This is a genomic window from Streptomyces sp. MB09-02B (assembly GCF_033794485.1).
GTDB lineage: Bacteria > Actinomycetota > Actinomycetes > Streptomycetales > Streptomycetaceae > Streptomyces.
In genome coordinates this window covers 17,319-34,170 of record NZ_JARGEE010000041.1, presented here as the reverse complement: position 1 = coordinate 34,170, position 16,852 = coordinate 17,319, and the positions used below count along the sequence as shown (strand labels likewise).

The 16,852-nt window shown below is 70.2% G+C and carries 19 protein-coding genes and 3 pseudogenes; 8 read left to right on the top strand and 14 right to left on the bottom strand.

Annotation, left to right across the window (positions count from 1 at the left end):
* Positions 1-327 (top strand): NUDIX hydrolase (locus P1P70_RS09165; RefSeq protein WP_319236078.1); only part of this gene is annotated, 327 nt, incomplete at its 5' end.
* 109 nt (positions 328-436) lie between these two features.
* On the opposite strand, the gene P1P70_RS09160 is transcribed toward P1P70_RS09165, so the two are convergent.
* The gene (locus P1P70_RS09160) at positions 437-1,792 is read right to left on the bottom strand and encodes a dipeptidase (protein WP_319236076.1); all 1,356 of its coding nucleotides are present in this window, start codon (positions 1,790-1,792) and stop codon (positions 437-439) included.
* A gap of 182 nt (positions 1,793-1,974) precedes the next feature.
* Here P1P70_RS09160 and P1P70_RS09155 point away from each other — a divergent pair, with 182 nt between their 5' ends.
* Complete coding sequence (locus P1P70_RS09155; protein WP_319236074.1) at positions 1,975-3,180, top strand: geranylgeranyl reductase family protein; 1,206 nt, start codon at positions 1,975-1,977, stop codon at positions 3,178-3,180.
* Between the two features lie 111 nt (positions 3,181-3,291).
* On the opposite strand, the pseudogene P1P70_RS09150 reads toward P1P70_RS09155, so the two are convergent.
* Positions 3,292-3,675 (bottom strand): annotated as a pseudogene (locus P1P70_RS09150) (nitroreductase/quinone reductase family protein); the annotation flags it as partial.
* 346 nt (positions 3,676-4,021) lie between these two features.
* Here P1P70_RS09150 and P1P70_RS09145 point away from each other — a divergent pair.
* Positions 4,022-4,597 (top strand): helix-turn-helix domain-containing protein, encoded by a 576-nt coding sequence (locus tag P1P70_RS09145; RefSeq protein ID WP_319236073.1) that lies wholly within the window; start codon positions 4,022-4,024, stop codon positions 4,595-4,597.
* A 59-nt stretch (positions 4,598-4,656) separates the two neighbouring features.
* The gene (locus P1P70_RS09140) at positions 4,657-5,529 is read left to right on the top strand and encodes an NAD(P)H-binding protein (protein WP_319236071.1); all 873 of its coding nucleotides are present in this window, start codon (positions 4,657-4,659) and stop codon (positions 5,527-5,529) included.
* 36 nt (positions 5,530-5,565) lie between these two features.
* On the opposite strand, the pseudogene P1P70_RS09135 reads toward P1P70_RS09140, so the two are convergent.
* Positions 5,566-5,733: pseudogene (locus tag P1P70_RS09135) on the bottom strand (site-specific integrase); the annotation flags it as partial.
* Between the two features lie 189 nt (positions 5,734-5,922).
* Here P1P70_RS09135 and P1P70_RS09130 point away from each other — a divergent pair.
* A complete protein-coding gene (locus tag P1P70_RS09130) occupies positions 5,923-6,555 on the top strand; it encodes a class I SAM-dependent methyltransferase (protein WP_319236070.1) in 633 nt (210 codons plus the stop codon).
* A 38-nt stretch (positions 6,556-6,593) separates the two neighbouring features.
* Here P1P70_RS09130 and P1P70_RS09125 read toward each other — a convergent pair whose 3' ends face one another.
* The 3 genes from P1P70_RS09125 to P1P70_RS09115 all read right to left on the bottom strand — a co-directional run bounded on the left by P1P70_RS09125 (position 6,594) and on the right by P1P70_RS09115 (position 8,687).
* Positions 6,594-6,851, bottom strand: coding sequence for a hypothetical protein (locus tag P1P70_RS09125; RefSeq protein WP_319236068.1), 258 nt, complete (start codon positions 6,849-6,851; stop codon positions 6,594-6,596).
* Positions 6,852-7,007: 156 nt separating this feature from the next.
* A complete protein-coding gene (locus tag P1P70_RS09120; RefSeq protein WP_319236066.1) occupies positions 7,008-7,622 on the bottom strand; it encodes a hypothetical protein in 615 nt (204 codons plus the stop codon).
* A gap of 72 nt (positions 7,623-7,694) precedes the next feature.
* Positions 7,695-8,687, bottom strand: a complete 993-nt coding sequence (locus P1P70_RS09115; protein ID WP_319236064.1) for a hypothetical protein — start codon at positions 8,685-8,687, stop codon at positions 7,695-7,697.
* A 607-nt stretch (positions 8,688-9,294) separates the two neighbouring features.
* On the opposite strand from P1P70_RS09115, the gene P1P70_RS09110 reads away from it, so the two are divergent.
* The gene (locus P1P70_RS09110; protein ID WP_319236063.1) at positions 9,295-9,786 is read left to right on the top strand and encodes a hypothetical protein; all 492 of its coding nucleotides are present in this window, start codon (positions 9,295-9,297) and stop codon (positions 9,784-9,786) included.
* A gap of 232 nt (positions 9,787-10,018) precedes the next feature.
* On the opposite strand, the gene P1P70_RS09105 is transcribed toward P1P70_RS09110, so the two are convergent.
* The 3 genes from P1P70_RS09105 to P1P70_RS09095 all read right to left on the bottom strand — a co-directional run bounded on the left by P1P70_RS09105 (position 10,019) and on the right by P1P70_RS09095 (position 11,920).
* Positions 10,019-10,369: a helix-turn-helix transcriptional regulator gene (locus P1P70_RS09105; RefSeq protein WP_319236061.1), complete on the bottom strand. Its 351-nt coding sequence runs from the start codon at positions 10,367-10,369 to the stop codon at positions 10,019-10,021.
* Positions 10,370-10,381: 12 nt separating this feature from the next.
* Complete coding sequence (locus tag P1P70_RS09100; RefSeq protein ID WP_319236060.1) at positions 10,382-11,257, bottom strand: tyrosine-type recombinase/integrase; 876 nt, start codon at positions 11,255-11,257, stop codon at positions 10,382-10,384.
* Between the two features lie 120 nt (positions 11,258-11,377).
* The gene (locus tag P1P70_RS09095; RefSeq protein WP_319236059.1) at positions 11,378-11,920 is read right to left on the bottom strand and encodes a hypothetical protein; all 543 of its coding nucleotides are present in this window, start codon (positions 11,918-11,920) and stop codon (positions 11,378-11,380) included.
* A gap of 75 nt (positions 11,921-11,995) precedes the next feature.
* On the opposite strand from P1P70_RS09095, the gene P1P70_RS09090 reads away from it, so the two are divergent.
* Positions 11,996-12,667, top strand: coding sequence for a TetR-like C-terminal domain-containing protein (locus P1P70_RS09090; protein ID WP_319236057.1), 672 nt, complete (start codon positions 11,996-11,998; stop codon positions 12,665-12,667).
* A gap of 13 nt (positions 12,668-12,680) precedes the next feature.
* Positions 12,681-12,779: pseudogene (locus tag P1P70_RS09085) on the top strand (DNA-binding response regulator); the annotation flags it as partial.
* Here P1P70_RS09085 and P1P70_RS09080 read toward each other — a convergent pair.
* The 5 genes from P1P70_RS09080 to P1P70_RS09060 all read right to left on the bottom strand — a co-directional run bounded on the left by P1P70_RS09080 (position 12,740) and on the right by P1P70_RS09060 (position 16,655).
* Entirely contained in the window at positions 12,740-13,063 is a 324-nt protein-coding gene (locus P1P70_RS09080) for a DUF6332 family protein (protein WP_319236055.1), read from the bottom strand. The pseudogene P1P70_RS09085 and the gene P1P70_RS09080 overlap by 40 nt on opposite strands.
* Positions 13,064-13,127: 64 nt before the next feature.
* A complete protein-coding gene (locus P1P70_RS09075; protein WP_319236080.1) occupies positions 13,128-13,925 on the bottom strand; it encodes a maleylpyruvate isomerase family mycothiol-dependent enzyme in 798 nt (265 codons plus the stop codon).
* Positions 13,926-14,057: 132 nt separating this feature from the next.
* Positions 14,058-15,041 (bottom strand): ATP-grasp ribosomal peptide maturase, encoded by a 984-nt coding sequence (gene tgmB, locus P1P70_RS09070; protein WP_319236054.1) that lies wholly within the window; start codon positions 15,039-15,041, stop codon positions 14,058-14,060.
* A gap of 16 nt (positions 15,042-15,057) precedes the next feature.
* Complete coding sequence (gene tgmA, locus P1P70_RS09065) at positions 15,058-15,249, bottom strand: putative ATP-grasp-modified RiPP (RefSeq protein ID WP_033525738.1); 192 nt, start codon at positions 15,247-15,249, stop codon at positions 15,058-15,060.
* A gap of 179 nt (positions 15,250-15,428) precedes the next feature.
* Complete coding sequence (locus P1P70_RS09060; protein ID WP_319236051.1) at positions 15,429-16,655, bottom strand: MFS transporter; 1,227 nt, start codon at positions 16,653-16,655, stop codon at positions 15,429-15,431.
* Between the last annotated feature and the right edge of the window lie 197 nt (positions 16,656-16,852).

Here is a 16,852-nt window from a genome sequence, read left to right as displayed (position 1 = left end):
GCGCCGGCGCGGGCGGGGGTGCGGGAGGTCCTGGAGGAGACCGGGATACGGCTCGACGAGGTGCCCCGGCTGCTGGTGGTCGACTGGGAGGCACCGGTGGCGCCGAGGTACGGAGGGCTGCGGCTGCTGTTCGACGGGGGCCGGCTGGACGTCAGCGGTCCGCAGCGGCCCGTACTGCCGGGGCCCGAGCTGCGTGACTGGCGGTTCGTCACGGAGGGGGAGGCCGCGGATCTGCTGCCGCCGGTGCGGTACGAGCGGTTGCGGTGGGCGTTGCGGGCGCGGGAGCGGGGCGCTGCGCTGTACTTGGAGGCGGGGGTCCCTGTGTAGGGGGTGACTCTTCGCGCCGCCGCCGTTTCGGGGTCGGTTGTGAGGCGGGTGCGGGTGGGCTGTGGTTGCTCGCGCGGTTCCCCGCGCCCCTTTCGGGGCGCGGGTTCGCTCAGCGGTTTGCGTAGTTCCGCAGGAACAACGCCTCTGTCACCGACATGCGCTCCAACTCCCCCGGATCCACGCTCTCGTTGACCGCGTGGATCCGGGCCTCCGGTTCGCTGAGGCCGATGAGGAGGATCTCGGCGTCGGGGTAGAGGGCGGCGAGGGCGTTGCAGAGGGGGATGGAGCCGCCGTGGCCCGCGTACTGCATCTCCTGGCCCGGGTGGGCTACGGCCATCGCCGCCGCCATCGCCTCGTACGCCGGGCTGGAGGTGTCGGCGCGGAACGCCTGGCCGTGGCCGATGAGTTCGCAGCTGACCCGGGCGCTCCACGGGGTGTGGGCCACCAGGTGGGCCTCGAGCAGCTTGATCGCCTGCTGGACGTCCACGCCCGGCGGGACGCGCAGCCCGATCAGGGCGCGGGCGCTCGCCTGGATCGACGGGGTCGCGCCGACCACGGGCGGGGCGTCGATGCCCAGCACGGTGGCGGCGGGGCGCGCCCAGATCCGGTCGGCGACCGTGTCGGCGCCGACGAGTTCCACCCCGTCGAGCACCTTGGCGTCCTCGCGGAACTGCGCGTCGGCGTACTGCAGGCCGTCCCAGGTCCCGTCGTTCGCGAGGCCGTCGACGGTCGTCGTGCCGTCCTCGGCGCGCAGGGAGTCCAGCACGCGGATCAGCGCGGCCAGCGCGTCGGGGGCCGCGCCGCCGAACTGGCCCGAGTGCAGGTTGCCTTCGAGGGCGTCGACGCGCACCCGCATCAGGACCATGCCGCGCAGGGAGGAGGTGACCGTCGGCAGGCCCACCCGGAAGTTGCCCGCGTCGCCGATGACGACGGTGTCGGCGGCTAGCAGGTCGGGATGTGCCTCGGCGTACTGCTGGAGGCCGCCGGTGCCCATCTCCTCGGAGCCCTCGACGATCACCTTGACGGTGACCGGCACCCCGCCGTTCGCCTTCAGGGCCCGCAGCGCCAGCAGGTGCATGATCACACCGCCCTTGCAGTCGGCGGCGCCCCGCCCGTACCAGCGGCCGTGGCGCTCGGTCAGCTCGAAGGGCGGCGACACCCACGCGGCCTCGTCGAGCGGCGGCTGCACGTCGTAGTGGGCGTAGAGGAGGACCGTCCTCGCGCCCTCGGGGCCCGGGAGGCAGCCGTACACGGACTGGGTGCCGTCGGGGGTGTCCAGCAGGGCCACGTCCTCGAAGCCCTCGGCGCGCAGCGCGTCGGCGACCCAGCGCGCGGCGCCCTCGCTCTCGCTCCGCGGGAACTGGTCGAAGTCCGCCACCGACTTGAAGGCCACCAGTTCGGTGAGCTCCTCCTTCGCCCGGGGAAGCAGCGAGGCGACGGTCTCGGCGACCGGGTTCGACGGCATGGGCACGCTCCTGGTGGGTGCGACGTTGTCCTTCTGGGTACGGGGCCGCACGCGCTCCTGCCCGGGGTGTCGGTGTAGGGCGCATGCGCTGCCGATCCTCCCACAGCAGCCCGCGGCGTCACCCGCCGTAGGATGCGTGGGACAGGTGCGGCAGGCGGCTGGATCGGGAGCAGTAGACCATCGTGAGCAGCGAGAACTCTTCGGCGGACGACGTGCAGCGGGTGTGGGACGTCGTCGTGGTGGGCGCGGGCCCCGCAGGGGCTTCGGCCGCCTACGCGGCGGCGGTCGCGGGACGCAGCGTCCTGTTGCTGGAGAAGGCGGAGCTGCCGCGCTACAAGACGTGCGGCGGCGGCATCATCGGCCCCTCGCGCGACGCGCTGCCGCCCGGTTTCGAACTTCCCTTCAAGGACCGGGTGCACGCGGTCACCTTCTCCCTCGACGGCCGCTACGCCCGCACGCGCAAGTCGAAACAGATGCTGTTCGGGCTGATCAACCGGCCGGAGTTCGACCAGCAACTCGTCGAGCACGCCCAGAAGGCGGGCGCCGAACTGCGGACCGGGGTCACGGTCACCCGCGTCGAGCAGCACGGCTCGGCGGTGCCCGACCGGCGTACGGTCGCCGTCGTCCTCCAGGGCGGGGAGACGCTGCTCGCGCGGGCCGTCGTGGGCGCGGACGGAAGCGCCAGCCGCATAGGGGCGCATGTCGGGGTGAAGCTAGACCAGGTCGACCTGGGCCTGGAGGCGGAGATCCCCGTCCCGGAGACGGTCGCCGAGGACTGGAAGGGGCGTGTCCTCATCGACTGGGGCCCCATGCCCGGCAGTTACGGGTGGGTGTTCCCCAAGGGCGACACGCTCACCGTGGGCGTCATCTCCGCGCGCGGTGAAGGCGCCGCCACCAAGCGGTACCTGGAGGACTTCATCGGGCGGCTCGGCCTCGCCGGCTTCGAACCGAGCGTCTCCTCCGGGCACTTGACGCGCTGCCGTGCCGACGACTCACCGCTCTCGCGGGGCCGGGTGCTGGTCTGCGGGGACGCGGCGGGGCTGTTGGAGCCGTGGACCCGGGAGGGCATCTCCTTCGCGCTGCGCTCGGGGCGGCTCGCGGGGGAGTGGGCGGTGCGGATCGCCGAGGCGCACGACGCGGTGGACACCCGCCGCCAGGCGCTGAACTACGCGTTCGCCGTGAAGGCGGGGCTCGGTGTCGAGATGAGCGTCGGCAAGCGGCTGCTGATCGCCTTCGAGCGGCGGCCGGGGCTCTTCCACGCGGCGCTCACCGGATTCCGGCCCGCGTGGCGGGCCTTCGTGGACATCACGCGTGGGTCGACCTCCCTGGGCGAGATCGTCCGCAACCACCCGATCGCCCAGCGCGCGCTGACCGCCTTCGACAAGTAGGCGCGCCTTCGACAAGCAGGCCCGCGCTTGGGCAGGTGGGCCCGCGCTTCGGCAGGTGGGCCCGTCCGTCGCCCGCGCCGCCGCCGACACCTCCGCCGGCACCCCCGCCGGTCACCGCTGGACGGTGATCCGGAAGACGGGGTGCTTCGGCGCGGCGGCGAGCAGTTCCGCGTCGGTGGAATCGGCGGTGACGTCACCGAAGAACCGGCCCACTTCCCAGCCCCACTTCAGGTAGGTGTGCAGCACGACGGGCTTCTCGCCGTCGCGCAGCTCGACCGCCGTGAACTCCTGCACCACCCGGCGGCCCACCTGGAGCCGTCCGCCGCCCGCCGCCCGCATGTTGCGCACCCACTCCGAGTGGACGCGCGCCGAGACCAGGTAGGGGCCGCCCTCGTACGGCAACGGGTTGACCGGCAGCCGACGCCACTCGCCGCTCCTGCGGCCGCGCACGGAGAGTTCGGCCGTGCCGAGGAGGCTGACGCCGTGGCGGGCCAGCCGGGACTACGCACTGCGCCAGTTCACCCACGACTCCCGGGTGCCCCGTGACATCCGGCTTCCCGCGCAGCCCGAGAGGCGGCGGTGCTGTGCGGGCGGGGCTGCAACCACGGCGTGGACGAGGTGGGGCGCCTGGTCGCGCTCGCCGCAGGATCGCTGGCCGGAAAGGGCCCACCGCAGGTGCGTGAACCCGGCCAGGGGCCGCAAAGCTCACACCTGCCCGAATCGCACACGCGGCACCCTCCGGGTGCCGGGGTGTACAGTTTTTCCGGAACGCATTCCGTTTACTGTTCTAAACGGAATGCGTTCCGGAAAATGAGCCGGGGCGATCGAAGGAGGATGCCGCATGCCCACCGCCCCCCGTAGGACCAGGAGCGATGCGCTGCACAATCGCGAGCGACTGCTGGAAATCGCCGCGCGCGCCTTCGCCGAGCAGGGCCCGGAGGCCACGCCGGCCGCCATCGCCAAGCAGGCGGGCGTCGGAGTCGGCACCCTCTACCGGCACTTTCCGACACGTGAAGCCCTCCTCGTCGCCGCCCATACGCGGCAGATCACCCTCGTGTGCGAGAAGGCCGACGACCTCGTCGCCCGGCACACCGGCGCCGAGGCCACCCGGGCATGGCTGGACCACTTCCTGGACCACGCGATGGCCAACAGCAACATGTGCGCGGCCCTGAACGCCGCCCTCGCCTCCGATGCCGACCCCTACGCCCATACGCGCACGCTCCTGAACGACGCCGTCACCACCCTGATCGACGCCGGAGCCCGGGACGGCTCCCTGCGCGCCGACATCACCCCGGGCGACGCCCTGCTCCTGGTGGGCAGCGCCGCCGCCTGGGCACAGCACAGCACCAGGGAGCAGGCCCACCGGCTCGTCGAACTCCTCATGGACGCGCTGACCAAGAACGCGAACGTGGCCTGAACCCGCACCGCCGCACCGACGGGGCGGCGTTACGCCCGCAGAACTGAAAGGCATCCACCATGGCAACGACCCTCATCATCGGCGCGTCCGGAACAGTCGGATCGCAGCTCGTCAACGAACTGGACAAGGACCACGAGGGACTTGAGGTCCGCCTCGCGACACGGCGCGCCGATGTCGCCGAGCAGTGGCGCGCCCAGGGGCGCGAAGCCGTCCTGCTGGACTTGAATCGCCCCGAGCAGTTCGCCGAAGCACTGGACGGGGTCGACCGGGTCTTCCTCCTGACCGGGTACACCGCGGACATGCTCCACCAGAGCAAGATGTTCGTCGACGCCGCCGCGCAGGCCGGGGTGGCCCACATCGTCCACCTCGGCGCCTTCAGCTCCGGCCGCCACTGGATTCCCCACTACAGCTGGCATGAGCTCATCGAGACCTACATCGAGGCCAGCGGGATCGCGTGGACGCACCTGCACCCCAACGTCATCACCGACACGGTGCTGGCTACGGTCGCCGAGACCGGCTCGTTCAACGTCCCCTGGCAGGAGAGCGCACGCGGGTGGGTGTGCGCCGCCGACATCGCCGCGGTCGCAGCTGCAGTGCTGCGTGAAGGACCAGACGAACACGGAGGCAGGAACTACTGGCTGAGCACGGAAATGGCCACAGGTCCGCAGGTCGCCAAGACCCTCAGTGATGTGCTGGGAACCGAGATCACGTGCTCTGTGTCGGGCCCCGACGACTTGGCGGCGTACGTGAGCTCAGTCCCTTCAGCCGCCGATCGCCTTTACATGGAGAGCGCTGTCGCGACGATGCGCCAGACAGTGCTCGGCAACATGGGATTTGAGGCCGTCGTCCGCGACGATGTCCAGACCGTTCTGGGACGCCCTGGGACCACGATGGAGGAGTGGGCGCGGGAGAACCTCGGTCCAACGGCCTGAGTCCGGACGATCCGGTGCCAGGCGTACCGGTGCCGTTCAGCGGCGGGCGTCGCCCGGAGCCAGAAGACTGGTCAGCTCGGCGATCGCCTCGGGTGACGGCTTGAAGTAGCGGCGGACGTTCTCCGGTTTCTCGTGCCGGGACTTGGCCATCAGCATCAGCAGGGAGGCGCCTTGCTCGCCGAGGTGAGTCAGGGCGCTATGCCTTGTGTCCGCAGAGGCCGTGTGCGGTCGGGTGCGTGTTGCCATTGAGCAGGTCCGCTGCCGGCGCCGCGTTCGCGACGATGACAGCGGCTTGTGTTGCATTCCGAACCCGCTGATGTGACGCAGGTCACTGCAAGGGTCTTGATGGTGGAAGGTGAAGCCGAGTGCATCCGCTGTGGCAGGGTCGGGGCCATGCCTTTTGATCACAACGATCACTATCACCGTCTGCTGTTGCGCCAGGTGCCGCGGAACTGCGGTGCGGCACTGGATGTGGGGTGCGGGACTGGCCAGTTCGCGCGTCGGCTCACTCACCTGGGCATAGAGGTCGATGCGATCGATCCGTCGGAGGAGGCCATCGCGGAGGCTCGCGCGCTGTCCGGCCGGATGACCGGTGACCGGAGTCCGCGCTTCCAGCACGCGGACGTGACTGAAGTCGAACTTCCCAAGGCGTACTACGACTTCATCTCGTGCCTCGCCAGCATTCACCACATGCCGTTCGACACCATCGCCGCATTGCGTGACGCGCTTGCGCCCGGCGGGGTCCTCGTGATCTTGGGGTGCTATCCGGAGAGGGCCCGGCTCGACTGGGCTTGGAGCCTGGCAGCTGTGCCCGTCAACGCCGTCGCCAGGCTGGCTGTCGCTGTGAGGGACAAACTCCGCTCTGTCTCTGCTGCGACTCGTCGGGAAGGGGTGAAGGCGCCGGTGAGACAGCCGGCCATGCCCCTGGCCGAGATCCGCCGGGGAGCCGCGGTGCTGCTGCCCGGATGCAACATCCGCAGGCTCCTGTTCTGGCGTTATCTGCTCGTGTTTCGCAACCCCGGCTGACGGGACCACGTGGTGTTTCCCCTCTGCTCCGTCCCGCATCAACTGCAGGTTCCGATCACTGTGGTCCGCGGAGCGGGAAGGCGGCTGACTCGGTTTGTCCCTGCAACGGCTTGACGGAGCCGAACGATCTCCGCGTGCTGTGCGGCCAGCCGGGCCAGGGCCTGGCTGCGGAAGTCGCTGAGCTCTTCGACTGTCTCTTCCGACCGGGCCAGCCGTTCCCGGAGCCTGGTGTTCTCTGCCTTCAGCCGGGTGATCTGGGCTTCGCGAGGATCGAGGATCTCGCCGGTCTCGCGCATGGCGTCCAGACGTCGCTCGAACTCGACGCGGAGGTGTGCGTAGGGGCGGGTGCCGTAGAAGGCCGTGCGGTCGACGCCCGCTTCGCGGGCGAGGGTCTTCCGCCGGGGCGGGATAATGGTGGAGTCGGGTATTGGAACTGCCCGAATACCCCAGGCTCATCGGTCCTGGATGTCCGGCAAAGTGGTATCCGAGGCGGCATAGAGGAACTGCAGGAGCTTGCCGTATGCCTCGCTGTGCGCTCTATCACATTCTGCCCCGTGCTGCGGCGTTTCTGTTTCATTGTCAACCGCGTGCAGCCAGTCGATGACGGCGCCGAAATACGGCGCCAAAGCGCCTGTTGCCGCTTGCGCGGCAGTGCCCATCTCGCTGGGACCTTCCATGAAAACGATGTGCTGAAGGCGGTCGAGCTGGCGGTGCAGAGTTCGTGCTTCGTTCCAGAGGCGGCGGGCGGCTTGGCGGCGCTCTTCGCGTTCCTCGGGAGGGTCACTTGCTTCGATGCCTCCAAGTTTGATGCCCGCTTCGCTCAGCGTTCCGTGTACTAGGTGACAGCTTTCAGCGAAGGCCAGGTAGGCACTTTTGCGCGATTCGCGAAGGGTACGAGTCCGTTCAGCATCCATCTGAAGGCGGGCTTGCCTCAGCTGCGTCTCGGACTGGATCTCGGCCTGTTGCTCTGCCTTCCTTCCGGTGATCCAGGCGGATGCCGTAGCGCCGACCGCGCCGACCGCGGCGCCGATGACGCCACCGAGGAGTCCTGCAAGTCCTGCGTCCATGGCGTGATTCTGGTGGCCAAGCGATGCGGTTGCCAGTGGGACGCGATCATTGCGCCTAGCCACTCAGTCAGGTCACTGTGGGCCTCTGCGGCTGACCTCGGCTGCGTAGGCGCCCCAGTCTCCAGCGGCGGACCGCTGCCACTTGACGGCGACGGTGATGTGGATGCCGAGCTTGCGGAGCCGTTCTCCCATGGCCCAGGCGCTGATCGGACGGCCGGGCTGGCCGCCGGGGAAGAGCCAGGGCGAGGCTGTGCGGGCGAGGACGGCATGGCTGCGACGAACGGCGACTTGTTGAAGGGCCAGGTCAGCGACAGGTTCGGGCAGGTCTATCGGAACGTCGCCGAGGCGGATGCGGACCGCTCCGCGTGTCTCCTCTATGTGGTCGACGGTCAGCCGGGAGATCGCCGAAGGCCACTGGGCATAGAGGAGCAACAGCAGCCCGGCCAGGCGGTCTTCGGTGTGGATGGTGTCGTCGTGCAGAAGGCGGCGGGCGGTGGCCCATCGGGCTTCGTTGTCCATGGGCTGGGAGGGGCCGGTCCATTTCACGGCGGGGAAACTGAGGTCGCTGGCGATTTTCCGTGCGAGTGCCCAGCGGACGAAGTGGCCTGCTTCCTGGCGAAGGCGGGCCTCATCGCTGGTCAGCCACCGTTCGAGGTCGAACTGGCGGCAGGTGGCGACGGTCAGGTCGTGCTCGGCGAGCCAGCCCAGGAGGATGACGGCGGCCCGGAGGTGCTGGCGGACGACGACGAGCTGTTCGTGGGTGACGTCTTCGCCGCGGGTGCGGTGACGAAGACGCCGCACCAGGTGCCAGGTCGCGTATCGGTGCAGGATCTGGCGCCCGTCGGCGGTCGAGTGGGAGGTGATGACATCGTTCACGACGCGTTCGAGACGGATCATCTGCTCGTCCCGTGCGGGCAGGGCGCCGGTGGCCACGAGGACGCTGCGGAGGTGTTCGACGACCTTGCCGTCCGGAAGCTCGTCCAGGGCCTCGTGGGTCAGCGGCCGGCGGCCGGAGCCGAGGTCGGACAGGACCGTGGAGTCGATGCCGCCGGACAGCCATTGCATCGCCGTCGTGGTCCGTTCCGTGTTGGCCAACGACTCGTGGAGGGAGCGTAGTTCGGTAGGAGCGGTGCCAGACGGGCCGGTCAGCAGCTCGTCGAGACGTTGTCGGAGAACGCAGCGGCGGCATGGTCCGGCGACCCGGAGCCGTTCGGCTTTCCCGCAGACGGGGCAGGGGCGCCAGAGTTCGGGGTCCGGCGTGGTGCAGGGGCCGCAAACGGGCGCTCCGAGGTGCCGGAGTGGATGCCGCGAAGGTGTCCGCAGCTGCTGCAGCGGGCTTGTCGCTGGTCACAGGCTCCGCACCGAGGCTGGCCGGTCAGGCGGGAGTGGGTGCAGGGGGCGGTGCGGCCGCAGATCGAGCAGACCAGGACGGGCAGCGGGCAGCAGTTGGGGCAGAGCGGTCCGTCGGCGATGCGGGTCTGTACCCGTCGTCGTTTGCCGCAGCTGATACAGACCTCGGTGTTCGCGGGGTCGGTGATCAGGCAGTTCGGACACAGCGGTCGTCCTTGGGGGTCGCGGGCGGCGGGCTCACGGCGGGCGCCGCAGCGTCCGCATTCGGTGACGCGGGACTTGGCGATGCAGTTGCGGCAGACGCGTTGCCGTCGAGTGGCCTGTGAAGGCGTACGACTCGGCGGCAGAGGGGACAGGCGGGCCGGACGATTCCGGCGACTTCGGCGTCATGAAGTACGTCGATCAGCCGGAGGACCGCGGTGACGGGGGCAAGGTGGCCGTTGCCGGTGAGCAACGAGGGGTTACCTTCCAGGACCCTAGCCAGTTTCTGCTGGTCGGCGGCCCGTGGCATGGTTCGGCGGACTGCATCGGCTATCAGATCCAGCTCGGCCTGCGGGTCCAGTTGGCGGATCACGCTGTGAACGACGGCGAGGGGATCACGGTCGTCGGTGTCGGGGCACTTCGCACATCGTGGCTGGCCAGACCGGTCACGGGTGGAGATGCGGCGGTTCTTTCCGCAAGCCGCGCAAGCAACGTAGACAGGTCCGCAGACTCCGCAGTACCAGTCCTGGCCGCGGCGTTGGAGCGTGCGCAGGTGCTTGCCGCACTCGGCGCAGACCGGCGGCGAGGTCGCCTGGGCCCCAGCGTTGCGTAGGGCGATGAGCAGATCACCGACGGCCCGGGGGCCGGGACCGGCCGTCGTCCAAGACCGCTGGGCGGCGGGCAAGCGCGGCGGCAAGCACACGGGACTTGGCCCGTTCGCCGGCGACGGCGGTGACCACGGCCCGGATCGTCTCAGGTCCGAGTTCCTTCTCAACTCGCGTGATCAGATCAGTGGCCAGGCCGATTCGGGTCGGTGACAGCACGGCCGTCATGGTCCGGGGCGGTCATGGACGGTCAACACCCCTGATCCTGGCTCGCTTTGGGCGCAGGCCACCGAGCCCCTCCGGGGGTGTCCCGCTGCCGCCCGCGGCGGCCTTCTTCGGCTTCTTCACGGTGCCGGCCGCGGCGATCGGCTCGATGAGGTCGTCCATGGTGCAGTCGAGGATGTCGAGCAGGGCCATGAGGATCTTCAGGCTCAGCCGTTCGGGCCGCTCGACGACGAGCCGGTAGACCTGGCTGGTGGACAGCGTGATACCGCGGTCGGCCAGAGGCGGGATGAGGTCGGTGGTGGAGAACATCCCGCGGTCCGCCATGACCTTGCGCAGGTGCCAGCGGTAGTCGAGTTTGCCGTCCATCCCGGTCCTCCCTCATCCCGCCCCGGCGAACGCCGGGGCCAGTGCCTTGTTCAGGGCAGTGTTCATGAAGTCGTCGCTGACGTGCGTGTAGATGGCGGTGGAGCTGTCGCGGTCGTGGCCGACTTGCTGCTGGATAAAACGACGGTCGACACCGTCCTCCGTGAGGTGGGTTACGTACGAATGGCTGATCGAATGCGGAACTAGATCTTTTGGGAGTTCTAGGGCATCGCGGTATGCCTCGAATCGATCGTTGATCGAACCAGGCTGAAGACGTCCCCCGCGTTCGGTGACCCAAAGCGCCGGGTGATCGGGAAACCCGAACCGCGGCCGGACGTTCTCGACGTAGTCGGCGACCGCTTCGACGGCCCAGTCCATCACCGACAGCACGTTCCGCCGTCGGGGCGGCTGACCCTTCTTCGCCTTGCCATAGCGGACGTTGAGCATGCCGTACCGGCCGAACTGCGGAGCCTTCGGGTTCCGCCCGAAGTCGACCACATCCAGTTTGGACGTCTCGGTCCGCCGCAGCCCCCATCCGTAGATGACCTTGAAGAGGGTGGCGTCGCGGTAGGCGGCGAGGGCGCCCTTGCGCTTGGACTTCACGGCGCGTTCGACCTGGTCGTCGGCGTAGTCGAGGAAACGCTGCAGTTCTTCGCGGGTGAACGGCCTCGCCTCCGGGTCGCCCTCGTGGTCCTGCAGGTGAGGGAGAGTGTTCCATTCGTGGGCGATCGCCACCGGGTGGGTGCCGAAGGCGTCCTCGCAGGCGTGCCCCCATCCGTAACGGGCGTCGATGAGGAACTCGGTGAACAGGCGGACATCGCCCTGGTAGCTGCGGATCGTGGACGGCGCCAGATGCTTCTCACCTGTCAATGAGGCCGACCACTCGTCCATGTGCCCTGGGGTCCACTGCCACGGGTATTCGTTCGCGAACTCGAAGAACCTGGATGGCGAGCAAGTCCAGTCCGTTTCCGTAGAGTTGGGATGCGCAGAAGTGCCGAAGAACGTGCGGCGTCAGCTTCTCGCCCCACCCCGGCAGATGCGCTTTGGCCGCGTTCTTGAGGCCGTCGCGCAGAGCGTCGTCTCCAACCCGGCGAGAGGAGCCGTCGGTGTTCTTGCGCTCAGACGGAAACAGCGGGGCGCCGGGGCGGGTGTGGTCGTCGTCGAACTGGCCCCAGACGTCTTCGATGAACCACCGAAGTGTCCGGTGTCGGCGCCGTTGATCAGCGGCACCATCCGCTCGCGCGGGCCCGAGCCGCGGGCCCCCTTGCCGTGGCGGACGTGGTTCTTGCCGAAGTGGCCCAGGTCCCACTTGATGTCGTCCAGGTCGAGCCCACATGCCTCGCTCACCCGCAGGCCGACCTGGGACAACAGCTTCGAGGCGGTGTAGTTCCTGGCGGTAGGGGCGAACGTGCGACAAGTCGGCAGTTCGCCACCCCAGCCGGTGAACAGTGTCCCGACCTCCGGCTCACTCGGAGGAATCCGCAGCTGGGCGTCCTTGGCCCCGCGCGGCTTGTTCATCTCGTCGATCGGGCACTCGACGACCCTGCCCGTCATCCGGTGGAGCTCGACCTTGCCGCAGCTCCAGGAACATGAAGTACGTGGTCCAGGTGCCCGACATCCCCGCGGATCGTGCCGTCCGCCAGCCCTGCCGAAACCCGCGCGAGGACAAACCCGGACAGTGCAGGAGACCATGCCGAGCTCGCGCGCGACGGCCCGCAGCGACAGCTTGGCGGCACCCTCGGCGGCCAGCTGTGTGCGCGCCGTGACGAGCTGCTCACCGCGCTGATCATCGACGCCTACGACTCGCTGGGCGAGGCGGCCGAGGCCGCGCACGCGAAGGCCGCCGGGGAGAGCCCGGCCGGGCAGTGGGTCGCCGTGTGCGAGGGAGTGCGGGAGTGGGCGTTGGCGCGGCCGCACGAGTACGCGCTGATCTACGGTTCGCCGGTGCCGGGGTACACCGCACCCGACGCGACGGTGCCGGCCGCCTCCCGGGTGGGGCTGGTGCTCATCCGGATCGTGCGCGACGCCCAGCAGGACGGCGGGGTGGCCGTACGGGAGCTGCCGCCCGAGCTGCGGCCCGAAGCACTGCGGATGGCCGAGGACTTCGCCCCCGGGCTGCCGCCGGAGGTGGCCGTGGGGTTGGTCGGCGCGTGGGCCCAGTTGTTCGGGCTGGTCAACTTCGAGGCGTTCGGGCAGTTCAACAGGGTGGTCGAGAACCGGGAGATGTTCTTCCGGAACGCCGCGCGCGGCCTTGCCCGCCATGTGGGACTGCCCGGCACACTCCCGGCGGAGCAGACGTGATCACGTCGCGCGGGTCAGTCGCACGACGGTGAAGCTGGGCGCCCGCGACCGCGCCCGACTCGTCGTCCTGGCCTACGAGTCCGGGTTGGTGTGGCCTGGCCGGCCGGGCTGAGCCGCGCCCGGCCCGCCGGGCGGTGCGGGAGCCTGCCGACTCGCCCGCAGGGCGTGCCTGAAACGGGTCAGCACGATCGTGACGACCGCGATGAACACCACCACGGTGGAGATGGCCGCGAGGGAACGGAGCAGGTTCGAGCGGCCGCGCAGGGAGCCGACGACGTCCGGCAGGAACTCGGTCACACCGAAATAGGCCGCGCCCGCCATCACCGCCCCCGCGAAGAGCGCGAACCCTATCTCCGTCGTCATGGCGTCCCGCTCGGCCTGCGTCCGTCTCCCCATGGACCGAGTGTGGAGGCGGCGGGCTTACGGGACAAGAAGGTCGGCGCGTCCGCCGGGCCCGTTTTCAGCCGATGCCCGAGGTCTCCCGCCACAGCCCGGCGAGTGCGGGGTCACCGAGGACGGCGGGGAAGGGAAGCCGGTTCCACAGCGCCAGGTGCAACCGGGACGCCGGGCCCGTGATCTCGCAGTCGGCGTCCGGGGCCCGTGAGACGTCCACACGTTCCGCCACCGGTGGTCCGGACGACAGCCGTACGGTCCAGACGGCGTCCGTGTCGGTCGCGCGCACCCGTAGGACACGTGGGGTCGCGGTGCGCACCCGGCTCTTGGGACGGGCGTGGAAGCCGAGCAGGAGTTCGTCGATGCCGTCGACCGCGAAGTCGGCGGGGAGGTTCGGGGCGATCTTCGCCGCGGGGTCGGCGGCGGAGTTCACGGAGGGGCCCACGACGGGCTCGACGGGGGGAGCGCCGGGCGCGTCGCCGAGCGCGGACTCCGCGTCGGCGCGGTGCACGGCCGTCTCGTGGGCCTGGCGGCGTGCCCAGAATGCCAGCGGCGAGGGGGCGGGCAGGAAGCTCCAGCAGGCGAGATCGGCGGGGGCGGCGCGCAGGGTGTCGAGGAGGCCCCGGTGACCCTCCTCGAACCAGGTCAGCAGAGCGTCACCGTCCAGTTCCTCCGGCCCGTCCGGGAGAGGGCGGGGTGTGGGGTGCTTCTCGGCGACGAAGGCCGTGGCCCAGCGGTGCACGGCTCCCGTGTGGCGTACCAGGTCCCGTACCCGCCACGACGGACAGGTCGGCACCTCGGCGTCGGTACCGGCCTTCCGGGCGGCCGTGGCGAGCAGTCGGCCTTCCTCGTCCAGGGCTCTGATGTGCTCAGCGGTCTCCCTGGGAGGAGTCTGCCGGACGGAGCGCGCCCGGAGCGCCGGTAGGGCGGACGCCCAGGGCACGCCGAAGTCCCCCGTGGTGTCAGGTGATGCCAGGCGGTGCCGGTGATGCAGGTGTCAGGGGGCCGCGCGGATCCGCCCGGGGTGACGTGTTCGCGCGCCCGGTTGCTCCTCGGCCAGCCACTCGGCGACGCTGCGCGCGATCGGCTGGCCGGTGTCCATCTCCACGAACCCGAACTGGCCGGACTGGTTGCACTCCAGGAACCACCAGTTGCCGTCCGTGTCCTCGGCGAAGTCGAAGGCACCGTAGGAGAGTTCGGCGTCCCGCAGATAGGCGCGCACGGCGGCGGCGGTGCGGGCCGGGACCTCCACCGGCTGCCAGGGCGCGGTGGAGGGTGCGAAGCGGACGTCGACCTCGTCGGGGTGCGCGTCCGGGGCGACCGCCTTGCGGGCGGCCAGCATCCGGTCACCGACGGCGGTGAGCCGGATGTCCGCCGTCTTGGCGATCCGGCGCTGCAGCAGCGTCGGTCCGAACGCCACGGCGGTGAAGTCGGTGCCGGGCGCGACCCGGCTCGTGGGGACCGTACGGGCCGGTTCCTGCGGGTGGGTGCCGGAGACCGGCTTCACCACCAGGTCCGGGAAGCGGTCGGCGAATTCGCGGGCGGCCTGCGGGAACGTGGTGATGAGGGTGGCCGGTACGGGGAGCCCGCAGCGCTGGGCGTGCCGCAGCTGCCACGGCTTGTGGCGGGCCCGCCGGGCCGCGTCCGGGTCGTTCATCCAGCGGGCCCCCGTGCCGCGCAGCATGCCGTACAGGGCCTGCGAGGACTCCTCGGTGAGCCAGGCTGACGGCTCGGCCACCCGGCTGGCCGGGAGCCCCGGCCGACGGAGCCAGATGGAGCGCAGTCCGCTCATGCTCACCAGGCGCCCGCCGGCGGACAGATGTCCACGGAAGGCGCCGTGCACGTACTCGCCGGAGAGAGCCACCCCGCCGGGGAGGTCGGCGGGGTCGAGCCGGACCACCGGGACGCCCGTCCTGTTCAGTTGTGCCACCACCAGGTCCGCCGTCACATCCTGTTCGCTGGTGAGGATCAGCACCGTCATCGTCGCCGGTCCGCGTTCAGTCGTCGAAATGGGTCTTCGAACCCGCGGTGGACGTCGTCGCCCCCAATTCCCGCATAAGGCCCTGGTCGTGAGCGGCTATCCGCCCGTCGGCGAGCACGTTCAACTGCAGCCCGGAGTCGTAGGTGTACGGAGCGCTGAACTCCAACTGCTCAGCGGAGCGAGCGTAGTTGAGCACGAACAGTCGCATCGTTTCTCCTTGTTCGGACCATCCGGAAAAAGCGGATGGTGACGCTCCGGCCGCCCTCTGTCCGGCCGGGTCGCAGTGTCTCCAGGGAGTTATACGAATCGAACGACTGAATGGTTGCCTCGTGTTCTCGGAGGGCTGACTTCATGCACCCCGAGGGGTCAAGAGGCAACGGTGAGTGGTCATTTCGCGGCAGAGTGACGGGTGGCGAAGGCGATGGCGGAGGCGAACGCGGCGAGTACCGCGACGCTGGTGAGTGCTGTGGGCAGGGAGAACCACTCGGCCATGAAACCGATCGCGGGCGGGCCGAGGAGCATGCCGAGATAGCCGAGCGTGGAGGCGGTCGCGACACCGCTCGGACCGGCCAGCGCGCCGGCCCGTTCGATGGCCACCGGGAAGATGTTGGCGAGGCCGAGACCGGTGACCGCGAAGCCGAGCAAGGTCGCCCAGACCGAGGGGGCGAGGGCGCCGAGCAGCATGCCGGCTGTCGCGGTGGCCCCGCCCGCCACGAGCACCGTGGTCCTGCCCAGGCGTTCCAGCAGGGTCGTTCCGGTCAGCCGGCCGACCGTCATGGCGAGCGCGAAACACGAGTAACCGATCGCCGCGACACCGGGTGAGGCGTCCAGGTCCGCCTCCAGGTGCAGGGCGCCCCAGTCGGCCAGCGCCCCCTCGCCGTACGCCGTGCAGCCGGCGATCAGGCCGAGGACGACCACCAGGGCGCGCGTACGGCTGTCCAGGCGGCCGGGATCGGGTCCGGGATCGGAGTCGGCGTGAGGGTCTCGTGGGCCGGTGTCCCGGGCAGGCTGCCCGGGGGTGCGGTCGAGGGGTGCCGGGGGCTCGTGGCGCAGCAGGGTGGGTGCGGCGACGGCGGTCACCAGGAGGCCGATCAGGGTGATGCCGAGCAGGTGGCGGGTGGGGGAGAGGGTGCCGGCGACGAGACTGCCGAGTCCGGCCCCGACCATGCCGCCGAGGCTGAACGCGGCGTGGAAACCGGGCATGATGGGCCGGCCGAGCGCGGCCACCAGGTCCACGGCCGCGCTGTTGAAGGCGACGTTGATCCCGCCGAAGGCCGCGCCGAACACCAGGAGCACCGCGCCCAGGGCGAGTGCCGTGTGGGTGAGCGGGGGCAGGGCCACGCTGAGGGACAGCAGCACGGCGCAGGCGACCGTCACCGGGTGGCTGCCGAAGCGGCGGCAGAGCCGACCGGTGAGCATCATCGTGATCACCGCTCCGGCGGACACGCCCAGCAGGGCGAGCCCCAGGGCGCCGGGCGAGGCGCCGGTCTGCTCCTTGATGGCGGGGATCCTGACCACCCAGCCGGCGAAGACGAAGCCGTCGAGGGCGAAGAAGGCGGTGATGGCGATACGGAGGGCTCGGAGGTTCGAGGGGTCGGTGGGGTGGCCCGGCACGGCGTTGTGCGATCGGGTTTTGTTTATTCGCGGCACAAAAGGAGGCTAAGTGGAGGACGGCACGGGGGGCAAGGTGGTGCGAGGCCGCTCTGACCTGCCGGGGCAGGCCGCGCCGCATCGGCTCCGCCAGCCGGACCGGCCGCGCCGCCGACGCGGCTGCGAGGAGTGTTGAACGGCGTACGGCTGCGTCCGCCGGT